Here is a 19,344-nt window from a genome sequence, read left to right as displayed (position 1 = left end):
AAACGCCCGTTATTCACCGGCTATGGTTAACACAACCGGGGCGATCAGTTCCGCCGAGACACCTTTGGCGCCAGCACAGCAACGACTTCGCGAATCAATTAAGATCGCAGCGTCCGGCATGGGCCCGGCGCGCCCGCCTCTTCTCTTCAAGGAACGCACATGCGATCGGTTCTGCTTGCAGCCTGTCTGTTGTTACCGCCGCCTCTCGCCCTCGCCGAGGGCGCCATCGATCCAGCCCGAATCGTGTCCGCCGCGACGGGGGATTGGAACAAGGATGATGCAAGCGATCTGGTCCTGCTTGTCGCCCCCACGGAAGGCGGCGACGAGGACAACGCCGTTTATCTCTATCTCACCAATGACGTCGGCAGGCTGGTGCTGAAGTCGCTGATTCCCGGCAAGGTCTGGGGCCACTTCGATTTCTACGGTCAGGCGCCATCGGTCAACGCGCTTCCGAACGGTTCGATCGAGATCACCTCGCATAACGACGCAATCGGTCGCGACCGCTGGGAGCAGAAGCTGACGGTCGCCTATCGCGGTTCGGAATTCGTCGTCGCCGGCTATACCTATTCGTCCTACGACACGCTTAACCTGGACAATACGACGCAGTGCGACTTCAACGTCCTGAGCGGCAAGGGCACGGCCAATGCGAAGCCGATCAGGGCGAAGGGCGCCACCGTTCTGCTCAAGGACTGGAGCGACGAGATCGGTCAAAGGGTCTGCGGCGCCGAATAGCTATTCCTGCATTTCGTTCGCTTTTTGTTCTTTACAACCGGACCCTGCTGAGCCATCCTCCGACTGCAATCGGAGGAAGCGCTTATGGTCGACATCGAGGAACTGACGGATTTCGTCGTTGAGGCGAAGGCGAAGGCCTATGTCGGCGACGGCGCAAAACTTCCGGCCTGCCGGCCGGGCTCATACGACGTCGGCTACCACCGCGGGCTTTGGCGTTATCTCGACAGTTATTTCGGGGGTACGGACTTTGCCGGGCAAGAGGCTGTCTGGCGCGACGGGGAGCCGCTGTGGGCCATGAACTACTTCGGCCGGATCATCCGCGCGGATCTGCTCGACGCGAGACGGGCGGGCGCTGTTATCAAGGCGGCACTGCAGACCATGTATCGCGAGAAGCGCCATTTCCTTGGCGGCATGGAATATCAGCACGCCTTTGGCTGCTACATCGACAGCAGCCGCGGGGCGACCGACCACTTTTCCGGACGCGAGACCATATTCGTCGATGGCGAAGAGGCCTATGAGCTCGATTATCGCGGCGGACTGATCGTGCCGTGAGCTTCCTTCCGGCCTATCTCAATTCGACGACCTTGCCATCCTCGATCGTCACGCAACGATCCATAAGAGCAGCAAGTTCGTGATTGTGGGTGGCGATCAGCGCCGCCAGGCCGGATTGACGCGCAAGGGCTTCCATCGCCTCAAAAACATAGCCGGCCGTCTCGGGATCGAGATTGCCGGTGGGCTCGTCGGCCAGCAGAATGAGCGGCGCATTGGCCACCGCCCGGGCGATCGCCACACGCTGCTGCTCGCCGCCGGAGAGTTCGGCCGGCCGGTGCGCGGCCCGGTGTCCGATCCGCATGTAGTCCAGCAGAGCCCTCGCCCTCTCGGCCGCCTCCGCCTTGGACAAGCCGGCGATCAGCTGCGGCATCATGATGTTCTCGAGCGCTGAGAATTCCGGCAGCAAGTGATGAAACTGATAGACGAAGCCGATCTCGTGGCGGCGGATCGCCGTGCGCCGGTCGTCGCTGAGGCCGTTGCATGGGATGCCGTTGACGATCACGTCACCTTCGTCCGGATGTTCGAGCAGCCCGGCGAGGTGAAGCAGGGTCGACTTCCCGGTGCCCGAGGGCGCGACGAGCGCAATCGTCTCGCCGCTCCGCAGCGTCAGGTCGGCACCCTTGAGGATCGGCAGGTAGGTATCCCCCTCGCCATAGTGCCGCTCGACGCCGGAGAGCTGCAGTGCCACGCGCGCATTCATCTACGTTCTTGTCCTTATTCGTACCGCAGGGCCTGCACCGGATCGAGGCGCGAGGCGCGCCAGGCCGGGAAGATCGTCGCCAGGAAGGAGAGCGCCAGCGCCATGATGACGACGGAGATGGTCTCGTCGGCGTTCATGTCGGCCGGCAGCTGGCTGAGGAAGTAGAGCTCCGGATCGAAGAGCGTCGTGCCGGATAACCAGGAGAAGAACTGGCGAATCGACTCGATGTTGAGGCAGACGACCACGCCGAGAATGACGCCGGCGATCGTTCCTGCAACGCCGATCGCCGCCCCCGTCATGAAGAAGATGCGCATCACCGAGCCGGAGGTCGCACCCATCGTGCGCAGGATGGCAATGTCACTGCCCTTGTCCTTCACCAGCATGATGAGGCCGGAGACGATATTGAGTGCGGCGACGAGCACGATCAGCGTCAGGATCATGAACATCACGTTGCGCTCGACTTCGAGCGCCGAGAAGAAGGTTCTGTTGCGGTCGCGCCAATCGGTCAGGTAGACCTGCCGGCCGGCGGCGTCCTCGATCGGCTTGCGCAGGGCGTCGACGGCGTCCGGCTGCTCGACGAAGAGCTCGATCGACTGGACGAGGCCCTCGGCATTGAAATAGAGCTGCGCTTCCTCGAGCGGCATGAAAACGATCGTCGCGTCATATTCCGACATGCCCATCTCGAAGATCGCCGAAACCGTATAGGCCTTGACGCGCGGATTCATGCCGAGCGGCGTGACGTCGCCGTTCGGCGAGGTGAGCGTGATCGTACCGCCGACGCGAATTCCCAACTGTTCGGCCATGCGCGAGCCGATGGCGACGCCGGCACCCGAGGCAAAGCCGACGAGATCGCCGGACTGAATGTGCTCCGAGATCGATTCGAGCTTCGCGAGGTCTTCCGCCCGGATGCCGCGAACCAAGGCGCCTGTCGAGGCGTCGCCAACGCCCTGGGCGAGCACCTGCCCCTCGACCAGGGGGATCGCCATCGTCACCCCCGGCACGGCGGAAAACTTCGTGGCGAGCTCGGCATAGTTGGTAAGCGGCCCGTCGAGCGGCTGGACGATCACATGGCCGTTCATGCCGAGAATGCGCGATATCAGTTCGGTGCGGAAACCGTTCATCACTGCCATGACGATAATCAGCGTCGCCACGCCGAGCATGATGCCGATGAAGGAAAAGCCAGCGATGACGGAAATGAAGGCTTCCTTGCGGCGCGAGCGCAGATAGCGCCAGGCAACCATGCGCTCGAAGGCGGAGAAGGGACGACTGGACCTTGTGCCGGATGGCGCGGCAACCTGCACTTGCTCTTCCGTAGCCGCGGTCATCGTCGTCCTTGCCTCTATCTGTTCGCAACCAGCTTGTTGATTGCGGCTTCCACCGTCATCGTCTCGCGCGCGCCGGTCTTGCGGTCCTTCACCTCGACCTCGCCATTGGCGATCGAGCGCGGCCCGACGATGATCTGCACGGGAACGCCGATGAGATCGGCGGTCGCGAACTTGGCGCCGGCGCGATCGTCCGTGTCGTCCAGGAGGACGTCGAATCCGGCCGTGCCGAGGTCGGAGTAGAGCGTGCCGCAGGCCGCATCGCAAGCGGCGTCGCCCGCTTTCATGTTGATGACTACCGCGTCGAACGGAGCCACGGCCTTCGGCCAGATGATGCCGTTCTCGTCATGCGACGCCTCGATGATCGCCGGCACCAGGCGTGTCGGGCCGATGCCATAGGAGCCCATATGGACAGCATGCTCCTTGCCGTCGGGTCCAAGCACCTTGGCACCCATCGCCTCCGAATATTTCATGCCGAAATAGAAGATATGGCCGACTTCGATGCCACGCGCCGACAGCCGGTCGCCCTCGGAGATTGCGTTGAAGGCGGCTTCGTCGTGCATTTCCGACGTGGCGGCGTAGCGCGAAGTCCACTTGTCGAAGATCGCTTTCAGCCCGGCGACGTCGTCGAAATTCGTCTCCTTGCCCGGGATGTCGAAGCCGAGGAAATCCTTATGGCAGAACACCTCCGACTCGCCGGTGTCGGCAAGGATGATGAATTCATGGCTGAGATTGCCGCCGATCGGGCCGGTGTCCGCGCGCATAGGAATGGCGCGCAGGCCCATCCGGTCGAAGGTCCGCAGATAGGCGGCGAACATCTTGTTATAGGCATGCTCGGCGCCTTCCCGATCGAGATCGAAGGAATAGGCGTCCTTCATCAGGAACTCACGCGAGCGCATGGTGCCGAAGCGCGGACGGATCTCGTCGCGGAACTTCAGCTGGATGTGATAGAGATTGAGCGGCAGGTTGCGGTACGACTTCACATAGGAACGGAAGATGTCGGTAATCATCTCCTCGTTCGTCGGTCCGTAGAGCATCGGCCGATCCTGCCGGTCCTTGATGCGCAGCATCTCCTTGCCGTAGGCATCGTAGCGGCCGCTCTCCTGCCAGAGTTCCGCCGATTGCAGGGTCGGCATCAGAAGCTCGACCGCGCCGGACCGGTTCTGTTCCTCGCGAATGATCGCATTGACCTTGTCAAGCACGCGCTTGCCGAGCGGCAGCCAGCTATAGATGCCGGCCGACTGCTGGCGGATCATGCCGGTCCTCAGCATCAGGCGATGGGAAACGATCTCCGCTTCCTTCGGGTTTTCCTTCAGAATGGGCATGAAATAGCGGGACAGGCGCATGACGGGTTCCGGAACTGGTGGCTCTCGCACTATCGGTGGATTCGGGCGAAATGACGTTGTGCTGCGGCAGCCGCCCTCGCCCTCGAACAGGCGGAGGTGGCGATTGCCGTTTGAAATCGGGGCTCTTGATTTCCCATCGGCGCGGCCACGGGAACTTCCGAGTTCAGCGTTCATAGCCGCTTCGCGCTCGGAAGAAAACCCTGCTAGATCGGGAAGAAAGCCACACCGAAAATGACGCTCCGGCGGAAACGCGCTCTCAGCCCTGCGTCAAAAGAGCACGGTAGTAACAGGACAAGGCCCATTTCTGTCAATCGGATTTTTTTGCCAAACTGTAGCAAAAATGCAAAAAAAGCTGGTGACATAGCCCAATGTTTGAGCTAGTTTCGGCTCACAAAACAGGCAAGAAGACCAAATTCTTGCCGAATATCGCGGTCAAGTCTTGGGAGGATAAGATCTTAGGCGCGCTCGGTCGCTGCCGCCGGCAACGGTTCAAAGATCACGCGAAACTTGAAAACAAGGCTTTGGCCTTGTTTTTTTTTGCTATTTACCCACCAATCAAAACGAAGCAGCGCGAAAATATGTCAAATTGACGACTGTCAAGGGGTGCGACTGCGGCCGAGCCTTGCCGCTGCTCTTGCAACGCTTCGCTGCAATTGCGGCACGCTTCTTGCGTGCAAGCCGGCCGGCGCCCTCTCCTCAACCTCTGGGACCGATGAAGCCAAATATCGCATCAAGATCGTATCCGAGCTTCACGGAAAGCACATACCAGCCCAAATGGATCAAGCCGGCGATGACCGTCGTGATCAGCACCACCCGCAGGCCACGAAAGCGGGCCGGAGCGCTCTCGACGCTGCCGGGCACGACCTCATTCTCCTCGGCCTGGGTCCTCACCCCGAACGGCAGCACGGTAAAAAGCGTCAGCCACCAGATGATGAAATAGACGGCAAAGATCGAAAAGGCGGACATCCAGGTTCCCTGATGGAAGGCTTACAGCGCCGGGCGTCTCATCGGACGCGCAAAGGTCGCTCTAGCACTTGAATTGCTGCATGTCTTTTCCTTAAATCGAGGTCGATGTAAGGAGACATGCAGATGGGCAACGCCCATTGGCAGCAGCCTTGCTGCCATACCGTCTTGATTGCGCCGATCGCAAGCGGCTGTCGAAGCGATTTCTGCGAGGCAACGCCTTATAGCGCCTTTGCTGTGGATCGCGCAAACCGCTTCGCCGCGCCCGACTGTCACACCTCTTCGAGTTCGATCAACGTGCCGTGGAAATCCTTCGGATGCAGGAAAAGGACCGGCTTGCCGTGGGCTCCGATCTTCGGATTGCCGTCGCCCAGGACACGTGCCCCCGCCTGCCGCAGCCGGTCGCGCGCCGCAAGAATGTCCTCCACCTCGTAGCAGATGTGGTGCATGCCACCGTCCGGATTCTTGGCGAGAAAGGCGGCAATCGGCGACTGATCGCCGAGCGGCTCCAGCAGTTCGACCTTGGTGTTGGGAAGCGTGACGAAAACGACCGTCACGCCATGTTCCGGCAAAGCCTGAGGCGAGGTGACCGTTGCTCCGAGGGTGGCACGATAGCTTTCGGCGGCAGACGCGAGGTCCGGCACGGCGATCGCCACATGGTTCACTCTTCCAAGCATCGAACGTCCTCCCCTGCGGGCTACCCATCAGACTTTGGTTACGAAGACCGTGACGATCGGCTTCTTGCCCCAGATCTGGTTGGCCGTGCTGCGCACCGCGCGTCGGACGGCCTCCTGCAGCATCGCCAGATCCTTGCGCTTGGCGCGCGGGATGCTTTCCACGGCGCCGAGCACGGCGTCATAGAGCACGTCGTCCATGTCGTCGCCCTCGTCGTCGAACTGCGGAATCCCGATCGGCACGACGTCCGGGTCGCCGAGGAAGTCGTAACGGTTGTCGAGCACGACGTTGACCGAGACATGGCCGGCAAAGGAAAGCTTGCGGCGTTCGCCAATGCCCATTTCGTCGAAATCGCCGATCAGCGTGCCGTCCTTGTAGATGCGGCCGTGCCGCGCCTCGTCAACCACCTCGGCTGGACCGGGCGCCAGGCGCAGCATTTCACCGTTGCGCAGCCGCGGGACGTTCGCAATGCCCGAGTTGCGCGCAAGCTCGGCATGCGCCGTCAGATGCGCCGCCTCGCCGTGCACCGGCACGACGATCTCAGGCTTCACCCATTGATACATTTGCTGCAGTTCGTTGCGGCGCGGATGGCCGGACACATGCACCAGCGCCTCGCTGTCGGTGATGATGTGGATGCCCTGTTCGATCAGGCCGTTCTTAATATCATTGATCGCCTTTTCGTTGCCGGGGATGGTGCGCGACGAGAAGACGATCGTGTCGCCTGCCGAAAACGCCACGTTGCGCATCTCGTCCCGGGAGATCTTTGCAAGGGCGGCACGCGGCTCGCCCTGGCTGCCCGTCAGGATGACGACCACCTTGTCTCGCGGGATATAGCCGAATTCGTCCTCGGCCAGGAACGGCTTCAACCCCTCCATGATGCCGAGATCCTTCGCGACGTCGACGACGCGCTTCATGGAGCTGCCGAGCAAGAGCACTTCGCGGCCCGCCGCTTCCGCGGCTTCGGCGACCGAACGGATGCGGCCGACATTCGACGAAAAGGTCGTGATGCCGACGCGCCCCTCGGCATTGGCGATGATCTTCGCCAGGCTTTCCGATACCTCGCGCTCGGATGGCGAAACACCGTCGCGCAGCGCATTGGTCGAGTCGCAGACGAGCGCCAGCACGCCCTCTTCGCCGATCTGACGGAAACGCGCTTCGTTGGTGATCGGCCCGAGTGAGGGCTCCAGGTCGATCTTCCAGTCGCCCGTATGCACCACCGTGCCGAGCGGCGTGCGGATGACCAGCGACATCGGCTCCGGAATGGAATGGTTGACGCCGACGGCCTCGATGCTGAAGGGGCCGACATTGATGCGGTCACCCGCCTTGAATATCGTCACCGGAATTTCGCCGCGGCTCTTCTCGAATTCGCGCTTCGCCTCGAGCATGCCGGCCGTAAACGGCGAGGCATAGACCGGGACGTTCAGCCCGGGCCAGAGATCGTTCAGGGCGCCGTAATGGTCCTCATGGGCGTGGGTGATGATGATCGCCTTGAGATTGCGGCGCTCCTCGGCGAGGAACGAAATGTCAGGCAGGACGAGTTCCACGCCGGGTAGTTCCGGCCCGGGAAAAGTCACGCCACAATCGACCATGATCCACTGGCGGCTGCCGGGGCTGCCATAGCCGTAAAGGCCGAGATTCATGCCGATCTCGCCAACGCCGCCGAGCGGCAAGAACACCAATTCTTCTTCCTGCGCCATTTGCGCTGCGCCTCTATTCTTGTTTAGCCGAGAAATACGTCGCCGGCGGCGATTGCCAGCGGCGCACCGGAGCCCGTGTCCAGCAGCAGCCGGCCGTCTTCGTCGATACCGACGAAGCGGCCGCTAAGCGAGCGGTCCGGCAGGTTAACGGTGATGGCCTCGCCAATGCCCTTCGCGGCGGCCTTCCACTGATCAATGATCGCGGCAATGCCGGCGCCGCGGTCCCAGGTCGAGAGCGCCTCCGCCATCGTCACGAACAGGTGAGCGAACAGCTCATCGGCCGAGATCGTCGCCCCCTCTTGCCGAAGCGATGTAACCGGGTAGAGCCCGGTTGCCGGCATGACGGCAACATTCACGCCGCAGCCTATCACCAGCGCGTGGCGGCCATCCGGCAGAGCTTCGCCCTCGAGCAGGATGCCGCAAGTTTTCCGGCCATCGATCAAGATGTCGTTCGGCCACTTGATCGCCACTTCCGGCGAACCCGGAGGCATGACCCTGCGGATGGCCCGATGCACCGCAACCGCTGCCGCGAGCGGCAGGGAATGCAGGTGCTTAACCGGCGCCGGATCGACGAGCAGCAAGGATGCGTAGAGATTGCCGGGCTCGGAAAACCACTCGCGGCCGCGTCGACCGCGGCCGCCGGTCTGGCGCGCCGCGGTGATCCAGAGATTGCCCGGATCACCCTCTCGCGCACGCGCCAGGCATTCACTGTTCGTCGAGACAGTTTCGGCAAGCGCTATGTGCCGGAAATCATCGGGCGAAATCCGGCCGCTGCCCTGCCCGCCGGTCAAAAGAATGTCCGCGCCGCGGCCTCGGCGGCATTACCGAGCGGGCCGCCGATCAGGACGTAGCCGAGCACGAAAAGGCCGGAAAGGCCATAGACCAAACGCAGTTCGCCCGACGTGCGGGCAAATTCGCCCTTGGCCTCGTCGAACCACATGACCTTGATGACGCGCAGGTAATAGTAGGCGCCGACGACCGATGCGAGGACGCCGATGATCGCCAGACCATAGAGCTGGGCCTCGATCGCGGCAACGAACACGAAATATTTCGCGAAGAAGCCGGCAAGCGGCGGAATGCCGGCAAGCGAGAACATCAGGATCGTCAGCACCGTCGCCATGAACGGATTGGTCTGCGACAGACCGGCGAGGTCATCGATGCCTTCGACATGCTCGCCATCCCTGCGGCGCATGGCGAGAATGCAGGCGAAGGTGCCGAGCGTCATCACCATGTAGATCAGCATATAGAGAATGACGCCGCGCACGCCGGCCATGGACCCGGCGGCAAGACCGACGAGCGCATAGCCCATGTGGCCGATCGAGGAATAGGCCATCAGCCGCTTGATGTTGCGCTGGCCGATCGCGGCAAAGGAGCCGAGCAGCATCGACGCGATCGAGATGAAGACGACGATCTGCCGCCAGTCGGCGACGACCGGTTCGAAGGCCTCGATGACAATGCGGACGAGCATCGCCATGGCCGCAACCTTCGGCGCGGCGGCAAAGAAGGCTGTCACCGGCGTCGGTGCGCCTTCATAGACGTCCGGGGTCCACATATGGAACGGAACGGCGGAGATCTTGAAGGCAAGGCCGGCGAGGATGAAGACTAGGCCGAAGACCAGGCCGAGCGAGCGGCCTTCCACGGTAAGCGCCGCGGCGATCTCGTCGAAGCCGGTATGGCCGGTGAAGCCATAGACGAGCGACATCCCGTAGAGCAGCATGCCCGAGGACAGGGCGCCGAGAACGAAATATTTGAGGCCCGCTTCGGTTGAGCGCACGCTGTCGCGATTGATTGCGGCCACGACGTAGAGCGCCAGCGACTGCAGCTCCAGCGACAGATAGAGCGAAATCAGGTCATTGGCCGAGATCATCAGCAACATGCCGAGGGTCGCGAGCAGCAGCAGCACCGGAAACTCGAAGCGATCGATCTGCGCGGCGCGCGCCTGACCGATGGTCATCACCATGACGGTGACCGAGCCGATCAGTGCCAGAACCTTCATGAATTTCGCGAAAGGATCCGAAAGGAAGGCGCCGCCATAGGCCTCGCCGTCTCCAGTGTTCAGGATGAGCCACAGCCCGGCAACGACGAGCACCGCGACCGAGAGACCGGTCACGACCGGGGTCGCGCGCTCGCTCGAATAGACGCCGACCATCAGCAGCACCAGCGCGCCGATCGCCAGGATCAGCTCGGGGACTGAGAGTTGCAGGCTTGCAAAAAGGGTTTCAGCAGTCATATCCAATCACGTCCTGTGGTCAGTGCACCGAAAGCGCAACGTCTTGCGCTGCCTGCAGGGCTGCGGCGTAGTTGTTGACGAGCAGATCCACGGAGGCCGCCGTCGCATCGAAGACCGGCGCCGGATAGACACCGAAGAAGATCGTCAGGATCACCAGCGGATAGAGAATGACCTTCTCGCGCGTCGACAGGTCGAGCATCGCCTTCAGGCTATCCTTCTCCAACGCGCCGAAGATGACCCTGCGGTAGAGCCAGAGGGCATAGGCGGCCGACAGGATAACGCCGCTGGTCGCAAAGAGGGCAACCCAGGTATTGGCGCGGAAGGCGCCGACCAGCGTCAGGACTTCGCCGACGAAGCCCGAGGTGCCCGGAAGACCGACATTGGCCATGGTGAACACCATGAAGGCCACGGCATATTTCGGCATGTTGTTGACGAGACCGCCATAGGCCGAGATTTCGCGCGTGTGCAGCCGGTCGTAGACGACGCCGACGCAAAGGAAGAGCGCGCCCGAGACGATGCCGTGCGAGAGCATCTGGAAGATCGCGCCCTGCACCCCTTGAACGTTCGCCGCAAAGGTCCCCATCGTCACGTAGCCCATGTGGGCAACGGAGGAATAGGCGATCAGCTTCTTGATGTCGCTCTGCATCATCGCCACCAGCGAGGTGTAGATGATCGCGACGATCGACAGCGTGTAGACGAGCGGCGCGAAATAGTCGGACGCCAGCGGGAACATCGGCAGCGAGAAGCGCAGGAAGCCGTAGCCGCCGAGCTTCAGGAGAATGCCGGCCAGGATGACGGAGCCCGCCGTCGGCGCCTGGACGTGCGCGTCGGGAAGCCAGGTATGAACCGGCCACATCGGCATCTTCACCGCGAAGGACGCGAAGAAGGCCAGCCACAGCCAAGTCTGCATCTGGCGCGGGAAATTGTACTTGAGCAGTTCGGTGATGTCGGTGGTGCCGGCCTGCCAGTACATCGCCATGATCGCGAGCAGCATCAGCACCGAGCCGAGCAGCGTGTAGAGGAAGAACTTGTAGCTCGCATAGACGCGGTCCTTGCCGCCCCAGACGCCGATGATGATGAACATCGGGATGAGGCCCGCCTCGAAGAAGACGTAGAAGAGCACGATGTCGAGCGAGACGAAGACGCCGAGCATCAGCGTTTCCAGGATCAGAAACGCGATCATGTATTCCTTCAGGCGCTTCTCGATCGTGACCCAGCTCGCCAGCACGCAGAACGGCATCAGAAATGCCGTCAGCGGCAGGAACAGCACGGAAATACCGTCTATGCCGAGATGGTAAGAAATGCCGGTGCCGAGCCACTCATGCTTCTCGACCATTTGGAAGGCGGGGTTCGACGGATCGAACTGATACCAGACATAGAGCGACAGGCCGAAAACCACGATCGTGGTCATGAGCGAAATGTTCAGGATGTTGCGGCGGCCGGCGGCGCTGTCTTCCCGCATCAGCAGGAGAAGCAGGGCGCCGACCAGCGGCAGGAAGGTGACCGCGGAAAGTACGGGCCAATCGGTCATCAGAAGGAACTCCCGAGCATCATCCAGGTAACGAGCGCTGCAATGCCGATCAGCATGACGAACGCGTAGTGATAGAGGTATCCAGTCTGCAGCCGGACGACGCGATCGGTCACGTCGAGAACGCGTGCCGCCACCCCGTTCGGACCGAAGCCGTCGATGACGCGGCCGTCACCTTCCTTCCAGAGGAAGGTGCCGAGACGCTTGGCGGTCCGGACGAAGAGGAAATCGTAGAGCTCGTCGAAATACCACTTGTTGAGCAGGAACTGGTAGAGGCCGCGATGCTGCCGGGCAAGGTACTTCGGCGTCTCCGGCGAGCGGATATACATGTACCAGGCGGTAAACAGGCCGAGCGCCATGGCGACGAACGGGCTCCATTTCACCCACAGCGGTACATGGTGATATTCCTCGAGGATTTCGTTCTCGGCCGACGTGAAGAGCGCGCCCTGCCAGAATTCGGCGTAGTGGTGGCCGAAGAAATAATCGTGGAACAGGAAGCCGGCGACGAGCGCACCGAGGGCGAGGATGTAGAGCGGCACCAGCATGACCTGCGGCGATTCGTGGACATGATGCATGACTTCGTGCGAGGCGCGCGGCGTGCCGTGGAAGGTCATGAAGGTCAGGCGCCAGGAATAGAAGCTGGTGAACAGAGCGGCGATGACCAAGAGCGCAAAGGCGATACCGGAAACGACGCTGTGCGACGCGAAGGTGGATTCGATGATCGCATCCTTCGAGAAGAAGCCTGCCGTGCCGATCACCGTCCCCGGAATACCGACGCCCGTCAGCGCGATCGTGCCGATGAACATCATCCAGTAGGTGACGGGGATATGCGTGCGCAGGCCGCCCATGTAGCGCATGTCCTGCTCACCATCGACGGCGTGGATCACCGAACCGGCGCCAAGGAACAGCAGCGCCTTGAAGAAGGCGTGCGTGAACAGGTGGAAGATCGCGGCGCCGTAAGCGCCGACGCCGAGCGCCACGAACATGTAGCCTAGCTGCGAACAGGTCGAATAGGCGATGACTCGCTTGATGTCGTTCTGAACGAGACCAACGGTCGCGGCGAAGAAGGCAGTGATCGCACCAATCAGCGTAACGACAGTCAACGCATCCGGCGACAGTTCAAAGAGCGGCGACATGCGGGCGACGAGGAAGACGCCCGCCGTCACCATAGTCGCGGCATGGATGAGGGCCGAAACCGGCGTCGGGCCTTCCATGGCATCCGGCAGCCAGGTGTGCAGCAGGAATTGCGCCGACTTGCCCATCGCGCCCATGAAGAGCAGCAGGCAGGTTGCCGTCAGCGCATCCGCTTTGTCGAGATGCATGCCGAAGAGCGTGATCACCGCCTCGCCTGCCTCTGCACCTTCAGGCGGCAGATAGCTCTGCGCGGCGGCGAAGACCGTTTCGAGATTGATCGAGCCGAAGAGAACGAAGACGCAGAAGATGCCGAGCGAAAAGCCGAAGTCGCCGACGCGGTTGACGATGAAGGCCTTGATCGCCGCGGCATTGGCCGAGGGCTTTTTGTACCAGAAGCCGATCAACAGGTATGACGCAAGGCCCACGCCTTCCCAGCCGAAGAACATCTGCAGCAGGTTGTCCGAGGTGATCAGCATCAGCATCGCGAAGGTGAAGAGCGACAGATAACCGAAGAAGCGCGGACGATGCGGATCGTGGTGCATGTAGCCGATCGAATAGATATGCACCAGCGTCGAGACCGTGTTGACGACCACGAACATGACCGCGGTCAACGTGTCGACGCGGAAGGCCCATTCGACGTCGAAGCTGCCCGACTGGATCCAATGGAGCACCGAGACCTTGATCATCTCCTCGTGGCCGAGTGCGACGTCGAAGAAAACAAACCAGGAGAGCGCCAGCGCAACCAGCATCAGGCCGCTGGTCACATATTCGGATGCCTTGGCACCGATCTGCGTACCGAGCAGGCCGGCGATCAGAAAGCCGATCAGAGGCAGAAAGACGATAGCCTTGATAATCGTGTCCATGGCCCTGTCAGCCCTTCATCATGTTGACGTCTTCGACGGCGATCGAGCCGCGGTTTCGATAGAAGACGACGAGAATTGCAAGTCCGATCGCCGCTTCGGCGGCCGCGACGGTCAGAATGAACAGCGCAAAGACCTGTCCGGTGATGTCGTTCAGGAAGGCCGAGAAGGCCACCATGTTGATGTTGACCGCGAGCAGGATGAGCTCCACCGACATCAGGATGATGATGACGTTCTTCCGGTTGATGAAGATGCCGAAGACGCCGAGCGTGAACAGAATGGCGCTGACGGTGAGATAGTGGGAGATTCCGATTTCCATAAGTCCGATCCCTCGACCTCGCGTCCCGATTAAAGGCCCTGGCCCGGCTTGACCGTGACCACCTCGACGGCGGTCTCGGGCGAGCGGGCAACCTGGCGCGGAATGCTCTGGCGCTTGATGTTTTCACGGTGACGCAGGGTGAGCACGATGGCGCCGATCATGGCGACGAGCAGCACGAGCCCGGCGATCTGGAAGAAGTAGATGTAATGGGTATAGAGCACGTCGCCGAGCGCGGCTGTGTTGGTTCGCTCGGTAACTGCCGGGATCGGCATGGAAATGCCCTTGGCAATCTCCGGCGAGAAGGTCGAACCGCCGACGACGATGATGAGCTCGGCGGCGAGGATCAGACCGATCAGCGCACCAACCGGCGCGTACTCAAGCACGCCCGCGCGCAACTCGGCGAAGTCGATGTCCAGCATCATGACGACGAAGAGGAAGAGAACCGCGACCGCGCCGACATAGACGACTAGCAGGATCATCGCCAGGAATTCGGCACCCGTCAGCAGGAACAGCCCGGCCGCGTTGAAGAAGGTCAGGATCAGGAACAGAACCGAATAAACCGGGTTCTTTGCCGCGATGACCATGAATGCCGACGCCACCGCAATGAAGGCGAAGAGATAGAAAAAAAGAACCTGCAGACCCATGATCGGTGCCTTTTTTGTCTTGCTCGGCGTGAAGGCCGACCGCCCTCACTCCATGAGGCAAAGCCGGACATCCGTCCGGCCAGTGCCTAAAATCCGTTCCGCTTGCACCCTCCGACGAGCGGCGCGAGGCGGCGTTTACGCAGATGGCCTCAGCGGTATGGGGAGTCCATTGCAATGTTGCGCGCGATTTCCCGCTCCCACCGGTCGCCGTTGGCGAGCAGCTTTTCCTTGTCGTAATAGAGCTCTTCACGCGTCTCGGTGGCGAATTCGAAATTCGGCCCCTCGACGATGGCATCGACCGGACAGGCTTCCTGGCAGAAGCCGCAATAGATGCACTTCACCATGTCGATATCGTAGCGCACCGTACGACGGGTGCCGTCGTTGCGGCGCGGGCCGGCCTCGATGGTGATGGCCTGGGCGGGACAGATCGCCTCGCAGAGCTTGCAGGCGATGCAGCGTTCTTCGCCGTTCGGATAGCGGCGCAGCGCATGCTCGCCGCGGAAACGCGGGCTGACCGGGCCTTTTTCGAAGGGATAGTTCACGGTCGCCTTCGGCCGGAAGAAATAGCGCATCGACAGCAGGAACGCGCCGACGAATTCCTTGAGGAACAGCGAGCCGACGGCTTGCGAAAGACCGGCCATCATTTACCTCCAAATTTGCCGGCCTGGGAGGGGCCGGCGGTATGCAGCGAAGCGCGGGCGGGCATCATGCCCATCCCGTGAGCTTCAGAACGAATGCGACGATCACGACCATCGCCAGCGACAGCGGCAGGAAGACCTTCCAGCCGAGACGCATCAGCTGGTCGTAGCGGTAGCGCGGCACGAAAGCCTTGACCATCGCGAACATGAAGAACACAAGCGAGGCCTTCAGCACGAACCAGATGATGCCCGGCACCCAGTTCAGGATCCAGAAATCGACCGGCGGCAGCCAGCCGCCGAGGAACAGGATCGTCGTCAGCGCGCACATCAGGCAGATCGCCGCGTACTCGCCGAGCATGAACATCATGTACGGGGTGGAGCCGTATTCGACCATGAAGCCGGCGACGAGTTCGGACTCGGCTTCGGGCAGGTCGAAGGGCGGGCGGTTCGTCTCGGCGAGCGCCGAGATGAAGAAGACGATGAACATCGGGAAGAGCGACAGCCAGTGCCAGTCGAGGAAGGAGGCCGGCAGGCCGATCATCGTTCCGAGGCCGTCCGACTGCGCATTGACGATGTCCGTCAGGTTGAGCGAACCGACGCAGAGCAACACCGTGACGATGACGAAGCCGATCGAGACTTCATAGGACACCATCTGCGCGGCGGAGCGCAGCGCGCCGAGGAAGGGGTATTTCGAGTTCGACGCCCAGCCGCCCATGATGATGCCATAAACCTCGAGAGAAGATATGGCGAAGACGAAGAGGATGCCGACATTGATGTTCGCGATCACCCAGCCCGCATTGAGCGGAATGACGGCCCAGGCGGCAAGCGCCAGCGTCACCGAGACGAGCGGCGCGAGCAGGAAGATCGTCTTGTTGGCGCCGGCCGGAATGACCGGCTCCTTGAAGACGAATTTCAAAAGGTCGGCAAAGGACTGGAAAAGTCCCCAAGGGCCCACCACGTTAGGACCGCGGCGAAGCTGCACGGCGGCCCAGATCTTGCGGTCGGCGAGCAGGATATAGGCGATGAAGACCAGCAGCGCGACCAGGAGCAGCAGCGACTGGCCGATCATGATGGCCGTTGGCCAGACGTAGCTCGAAATGAAAGCGTCCATGATGCTCTATTCCCTCGCGCTCATTCCGCGGCAGCTTTGAAATTGTTGCGCGCCAAAGCCGAGCATTCGGCCATGACGGCGGATGCGCGCGCTATCGGGTTCGTCAAATAGAAGTCTTTGACCGGAGACGCAAACATGGATTTGCCCATCTCACCGGCTTTTTGCGCAAGTGCGGCAATTTCGTCGCTGCTTCCTGCGGCAATGCTGTCGACCTCTGCGAAATGCGGATGGGCGGCATAAAGCTTGGCACGCAATTCGCCAAGCGAATCAAACGGCAGCTTGCGGCCGAGCACGTCGGAAAGGGCACGGATGATCGCCCAGTCTTCGCGCGCATCTCCCGGTGCAAAGCCGGCTCTGTTGCCGATCTGGACGCGGCCTTCGGTATTGACCCAGGTACCGGACTTTTCCGTATAGGCGGCGCCGGGGAGGATGACATCCGCCGCATGCGCGCCGTTGTCGCCGTGTGAGCCGATATAGACGGTGAAGCCCTTGCGCGCCGAAAGATCGATCTCGTCGGCGCCGAGCAGGAAGAGCACCTCTGCGCTGCCGACCATCTGCGCTGCCGAAATGCCGCCCTTGCCTGGAACGAAACCGAGGTCCAGACCGCCGACGCGTGATGCCGCGGTGTGAAGGATGGCAAGACCGTTCCATTCCGCACCGGCCGCGCCGACCGCGACGGCAAGCTTTGCGGCATTGGCGAGAACGGCAGCACCGCCCTCCCCTGCAAGCGCACCCTGGCCGACGATGATCAGCGGCCGCTCTGCCTTCGTGAGCGTCTCGAAGAACTTGCCCTTGCCGGAAACGAGCTCTGCGAGCGTCTCTGTGCCGGCGCCGAGATACTCATAGTCGTAACGCAGTTCACCCCGCTCGCCGATAACCGCGATCGGGAACTTGCCCATGCGATAGCGCTTGCGGATGCGCGCATTGAGGACGGAAGCCTCGAAACGCGGGTTGGAGCCGATGATGAGCAGCGCGTCGGCGCTTTCTATGCCCTGGATCGTCGGGTTGAAAATGTAGCTTGCGCGGCCGAGCGACGGATCGAGGGCGGCGCCGTCCTGGCGGCAGTCGAAGCTTTCGGAGCCCAGCGAGGCGATCAGCTCCTTCAGGGCGTACATCTCTTCGACGGAGGCGAGGTCGCCGGCGATCGCACCGATCTTGTCGCCCGAGGTCTTGGCGACGGCAGTCTTGATCGCCTGGAAGGCCTCGCTCCAGGTCGCCGACTGCAGGCGGCCGTCCCTTCTCACATAGGGCCGGTCGAGACGCTGGGTCTTCAGCCCGTCCCAGATGAAGCGGCTCTTGTCGGAAATCCACTCTTCGTTGATCTCCTCGTTGACGCGCGGCATGACGCGCATCACCTCGCGGCCGCGCGTGTCGACGCGGATCGCCGAGCCGACCGCGTCCATGACGTCGATCGATTCGGTCTTGTTGAGCTCCCACGGACGCGCCGTGAAGGCGAAGGGCTTCGAGGTCAGCGCGCCGACCGGGCACAGATCGACGACGTTGCCCTGCAGTTCCGAGGTCATCGCCTGTTCGAGATAGGTGGTGATTTCGGCATCTTCGCCGCGGCCGATCAGCCCGAGCTCGGCGATGCCGGCCACTTCCGTCGTGAAGCGGACGCAGCGGGTGCAGTGGATGCAGCGGTTCATCACCGTCTTGACGAGCGGGCCGATATACTTGTCTTCGACGGCGCGCTTGTTTTCCTGATAGCGCGAACTGTCGATGCCGAAGGCCATCGCCTGGTCCTGCAGGTCGCATTCGCCCCCCTGGTCGCAGATCGGGCAGTCGAGCGGATGGTTGATCAGCAGGAATTCCATGACGCCTTCGCGGGCCTTCTTGACCATCGGCGTGTTCGTGAAGACTTCCGGCGCCTCGCCATTCGGGCCGGGGCGCAGATCGCGCACGCCCATGGCGCAGGAGGCGGCCGGCTTCGGCGGGCCGCCCTTCACCTCGATCAGACACATGCGGCAATTGCCGGCAACCGAAAGCCGCTCATGGAAACAGAAGCGCGGAACCTCGGCGCCGGCCTCTTCGCACGCCTGAAGCAGCGTGAAATGATCCGGGACCTCGATCTCTTTTCCGTCGACTTTCAGCTTTGCCATCTTCGTACTCAATCCTGTCTTCCGTCCGGCTGCCTCGTGCGGCGCCGGACAATTCCTTCACGGCTCTTCCGGTATGGTGACGACCGGGCAGCCGTCACGTTATTTCTTGCCGATCAGCGTCTTTGCCTGCCCGATCCAATCGTCCCGCAGGATGCGGCCATTGAGCGCGAACTCGGCATCGATCTGCGCGACATCCGCCTCGCTCAGAGCCGCTATGTCGGCAAAACGGCGAAGGCCATGGCCATTCAGCACCTGCTCGAGCTTCGGGCCGATCCCGGAAATCCGCTTCAGATCGTCAGCGACGCCGGCTTTCGGCTTCGCTGCGACGGGCTTCCCGGCGGCACGCGCCTTGGGCTTGGCGACGGCAGCCGGCGCGGGCCGAGCCTCGCGGGCGGCCGGTGCTGGCTTGGATTCCCGGGCGACCAGAGCCGGACGATCTTCGCGGACTGTCGGCGCTGGCGAAGCTTGCCGAGTAACAGGTTCGGGCTTTTCGATGGCCGGCGCCGGTTCGGCAATCTCCGCCGGTTCGGCCGCGCCGGCGCTCTTCTGCAGAGCGCTTGCAGCCCCCTGCATCGCCCCGAACATGACGCCTGCGAAGTGGCTCGACAGGCCGAAGCCGAGCGCCGTCGCCGCGGCTACGGCGGCCACCGGATTGGCCATCAGCGGAACCGCCGGGATGCTCTTCATCCATTCGGCCATGCCGAACGGATCGGCCGAGCCGGCGCCCAAGGGCCGCACAAAAGGAATGACTGCCGCCTTCATGCTCTGTCCTTCGTCGCGCGTCCCGGCCATCG

The 19,344-nt window shown here is 62.1% G+C and carries 19 protein-coding genes; 3 read left to right on the top strand and 16 right to left on the bottom strand.

All coding sequences use genetic code 11. The annotated features are described in order from the left end of the window. Positions 1-159 precede the first annotated feature (159 nt). Positions 160-732: a hypothetical protein gene (locus tag ATC00_RS05120; protein WP_064252176.1), complete on the top strand. Its 573-nt coding sequence runs from the start codon at positions 160-162 to the stop codon at positions 730-732. An 84-nt stretch (positions 733-816) separates the two neighbouring features. Continuing rightward, on the top strand, positions 817-1,284 hold the full coding sequence (locus tag ATC00_RS05115; protein WP_064252175.1) for a DUF5680 domain-containing protein: 468 nt from the start codon (positions 817-819) through the stop codon (positions 1,282-1,284). 13 nt (positions 1,285-1,297) lie between these two features. On the opposite strand, the gene ATC00_RS05110 is transcribed toward ATC00_RS05115, so the two are convergent. From ATC00_RS05110 to proS, 3 genes are read right to left on the bottom strand one after another with little or no spacing between them, the layout of a single operon-like run. Beyond that, positions 1,298-1,984, bottom strand: coding sequence for an ABC transporter ATP-binding protein (locus ATC00_RS05110; protein WP_037382957.1), 687 nt, complete (start codon positions 1,982-1,984; stop codon positions 1,298-1,300). 14 nt (positions 1,985-1,998) lie between these two features. After that, positions 1,999-3,309 carry a lipoprotein-releasing ABC transporter permease subunit gene (locus ATC00_RS05105; RefSeq protein WP_064252174.1) on the bottom strand — a complete coding sequence of 437 codons (1,311 nt, stop codon included), beginning with the start codon at positions 3,307-3,309 and terminating at the stop codon, positions 1,999-2,001. Between the two features lie 14 nt (positions 3,310-3,323). Continuing rightward, the gene (gene proS, locus ATC00_RS05100; RefSeq protein ID WP_064252173.1) at positions 3,324-4,652 is read right to left on the bottom strand and encodes a proline--tRNA ligase; all 1,329 of its coding nucleotides are present in this window, start codon (positions 4,650-4,652) and stop codon (positions 3,324-3,326) included. A gap of 368 nt (positions 4,653-5,020) precedes the next feature. Between proS and ATC00_RS32760 the strand changes: the two genes are divergently transcribed. Continuing rightward, entirely contained in the window at positions 5,021-5,242 is a 222-nt protein-coding gene (locus ATC00_RS32760; protein WP_064252172.1) for a hypothetical protein, read from the top strand. A gap of 106 nt (positions 5,243-5,348) precedes the next feature. Here the strand turns inward: ATC00_RS32760 and ATC00_RS05090 are convergent, their stop codons facing one another. From ATC00_RS05090 to ATC00_RS05030, 13 genes are all read right to left on the bottom strand, one after another. Continuing rightward, positions 5,349-5,618 carry a DUF1467 family protein gene (locus tag ATC00_RS05090; RefSeq protein WP_037414146.1) on the bottom strand — a complete coding sequence of 90 codons (270 nt, stop codon included), beginning with the start codon at positions 5,616-5,618 and terminating at the stop codon, positions 5,349-5,351. A gap of 269 nt (positions 5,619-5,887) precedes the next feature. Continuing rightward, on the bottom strand, positions 5,888-6,292 hold the full coding sequence (gene mce, locus ATC00_RS05085) for a methylmalonyl-CoA epimerase (protein WP_064252171.1): 405 nt from the start codon (positions 6,290-6,292) through the stop codon (positions 5,888-5,890). A 27-nt stretch (positions 6,293-6,319) separates the two neighbouring features. Then, on the bottom strand, positions 6,320-7,987 hold the full coding sequence (locus tag ATC00_RS05080) for a ribonuclease J (protein WP_037382945.1): 1,668 nt from the start codon (positions 7,985-7,987) through the stop codon (positions 6,320-6,322). A gap of 23 nt (positions 7,988-8,010) precedes the next feature. Beyond that, a complete protein-coding gene (locus tag ATC00_RS05075) occupies positions 8,011-8,778 on the bottom strand; it encodes a biotin--[acetyl-CoA-carboxylase] ligase (protein ID WP_064252170.1) in 768 nt (255 codons plus the stop codon). Continuing rightward, positions 8,775-10,217, bottom strand: coding sequence for an NADH-quinone oxidoreductase subunit NuoN (gene nuoN / locus ATC00_RS05070; protein WP_064252169.1), 1,443 nt, complete (start codon positions 10,215-10,217; stop codon positions 8,775-8,777). Before nuoN ends, ATC00_RS05075 begins: the two co-directional genes overlap by 4 nt. A 19-nt stretch (positions 10,218-10,236) precedes the next feature. Continuing rightward, positions 10,237-11,748 (bottom strand): NADH-quinone oxidoreductase subunit M, encoded by a 1,512-nt coding sequence (locus ATC00_RS05065; protein ID WP_064252168.1) that lies wholly within the window; start codon positions 11,746-11,748, stop codon positions 10,237-10,239. Further along, positions 11,748-13,742 (bottom strand): NADH-quinone oxidoreductase subunit L, encoded by a 1,995-nt coding sequence (nuoL, locus tag ATC00_RS05060; RefSeq protein WP_064252167.1) that lies wholly within the window; start codon positions 13,740-13,742, stop codon positions 11,748-11,750. Before nuoL ends, ATC00_RS05065 begins: the two co-directional genes overlap by 1 nt. 7 nt (positions 13,743-13,749) lie before the next feature. Next, positions 13,750-14,058, bottom strand: coding sequence for an NADH-quinone oxidoreductase subunit NuoK (nuoK, locus tag ATC00_RS05055; RefSeq protein ID WP_014764029.1), 309 nt, complete (start codon positions 14,056-14,058; stop codon positions 13,750-13,752). A gap of 29 nt (positions 14,059-14,087) precedes the next feature. After that, positions 14,088-14,702 carry an NADH-quinone oxidoreductase subunit J gene (locus ATC00_RS05050; RefSeq protein WP_037382932.1) on the bottom strand — a complete coding sequence of 205 codons (615 nt, stop codon included), beginning with the start codon at positions 14,700-14,702 and terminating at the stop codon, positions 14,088-14,090. 149 nt (positions 14,703-14,851) lie between these two features. Next, complete coding sequence (gene nuoI / locus ATC00_RS05045; RefSeq protein WP_037382930.1) at positions 14,852-15,343, bottom strand: NADH-quinone oxidoreductase subunit NuoI; 492 nt, start codon at positions 15,341-15,343, stop codon at positions 14,852-14,854. A 64-nt stretch (positions 15,344-15,407) separates the two neighbouring features. Further along, complete coding sequence (gene nuoH / locus ATC00_RS05040; protein ID WP_037382929.1) at positions 15,408-16,451, bottom strand: NADH-quinone oxidoreductase subunit NuoH; 1,044 nt, start codon at positions 16,449-16,451, stop codon at positions 15,408-15,410. A gap of 20 nt (positions 16,452-16,471) precedes the next feature. Continuing rightward, on the bottom strand, positions 16,472-18,550 hold the full coding sequence (nuoG, locus tag ATC00_RS05035; protein WP_064252166.1) for an NADH-quinone oxidoreductase subunit NuoG: 2,079 nt from the start codon (positions 18,548-18,550) through the stop codon (positions 16,472-16,474). Positions 18,551-18,649: 99 nt separating this feature from the next. After that, positions 18,650-19,342 carry a hypothetical protein gene (locus ATC00_RS05030; protein WP_064252165.1) on the bottom strand — a complete coding sequence of 231 codons (693 nt, stop codon included), beginning with the start codon at positions 19,340-19,342 and terminating at the stop codon, positions 18,650-18,652. Positions 19,343-19,344 lie beyond the last annotated feature (2 nt).

This window comes from Sinorhizobium americanum (genome assembly GCF_001651855.1).
Classification (GTDB): domain Bacteria; phylum Pseudomonadota; class Alphaproteobacteria; order Rhizobiales; family Rhizobiaceae; genus Sinorhizobium; species Sinorhizobium americanum.
Note: the sequence above shows the minus strand (reverse complement) of the source record. Positions and strands in the feature narration are given on the sequence as shown.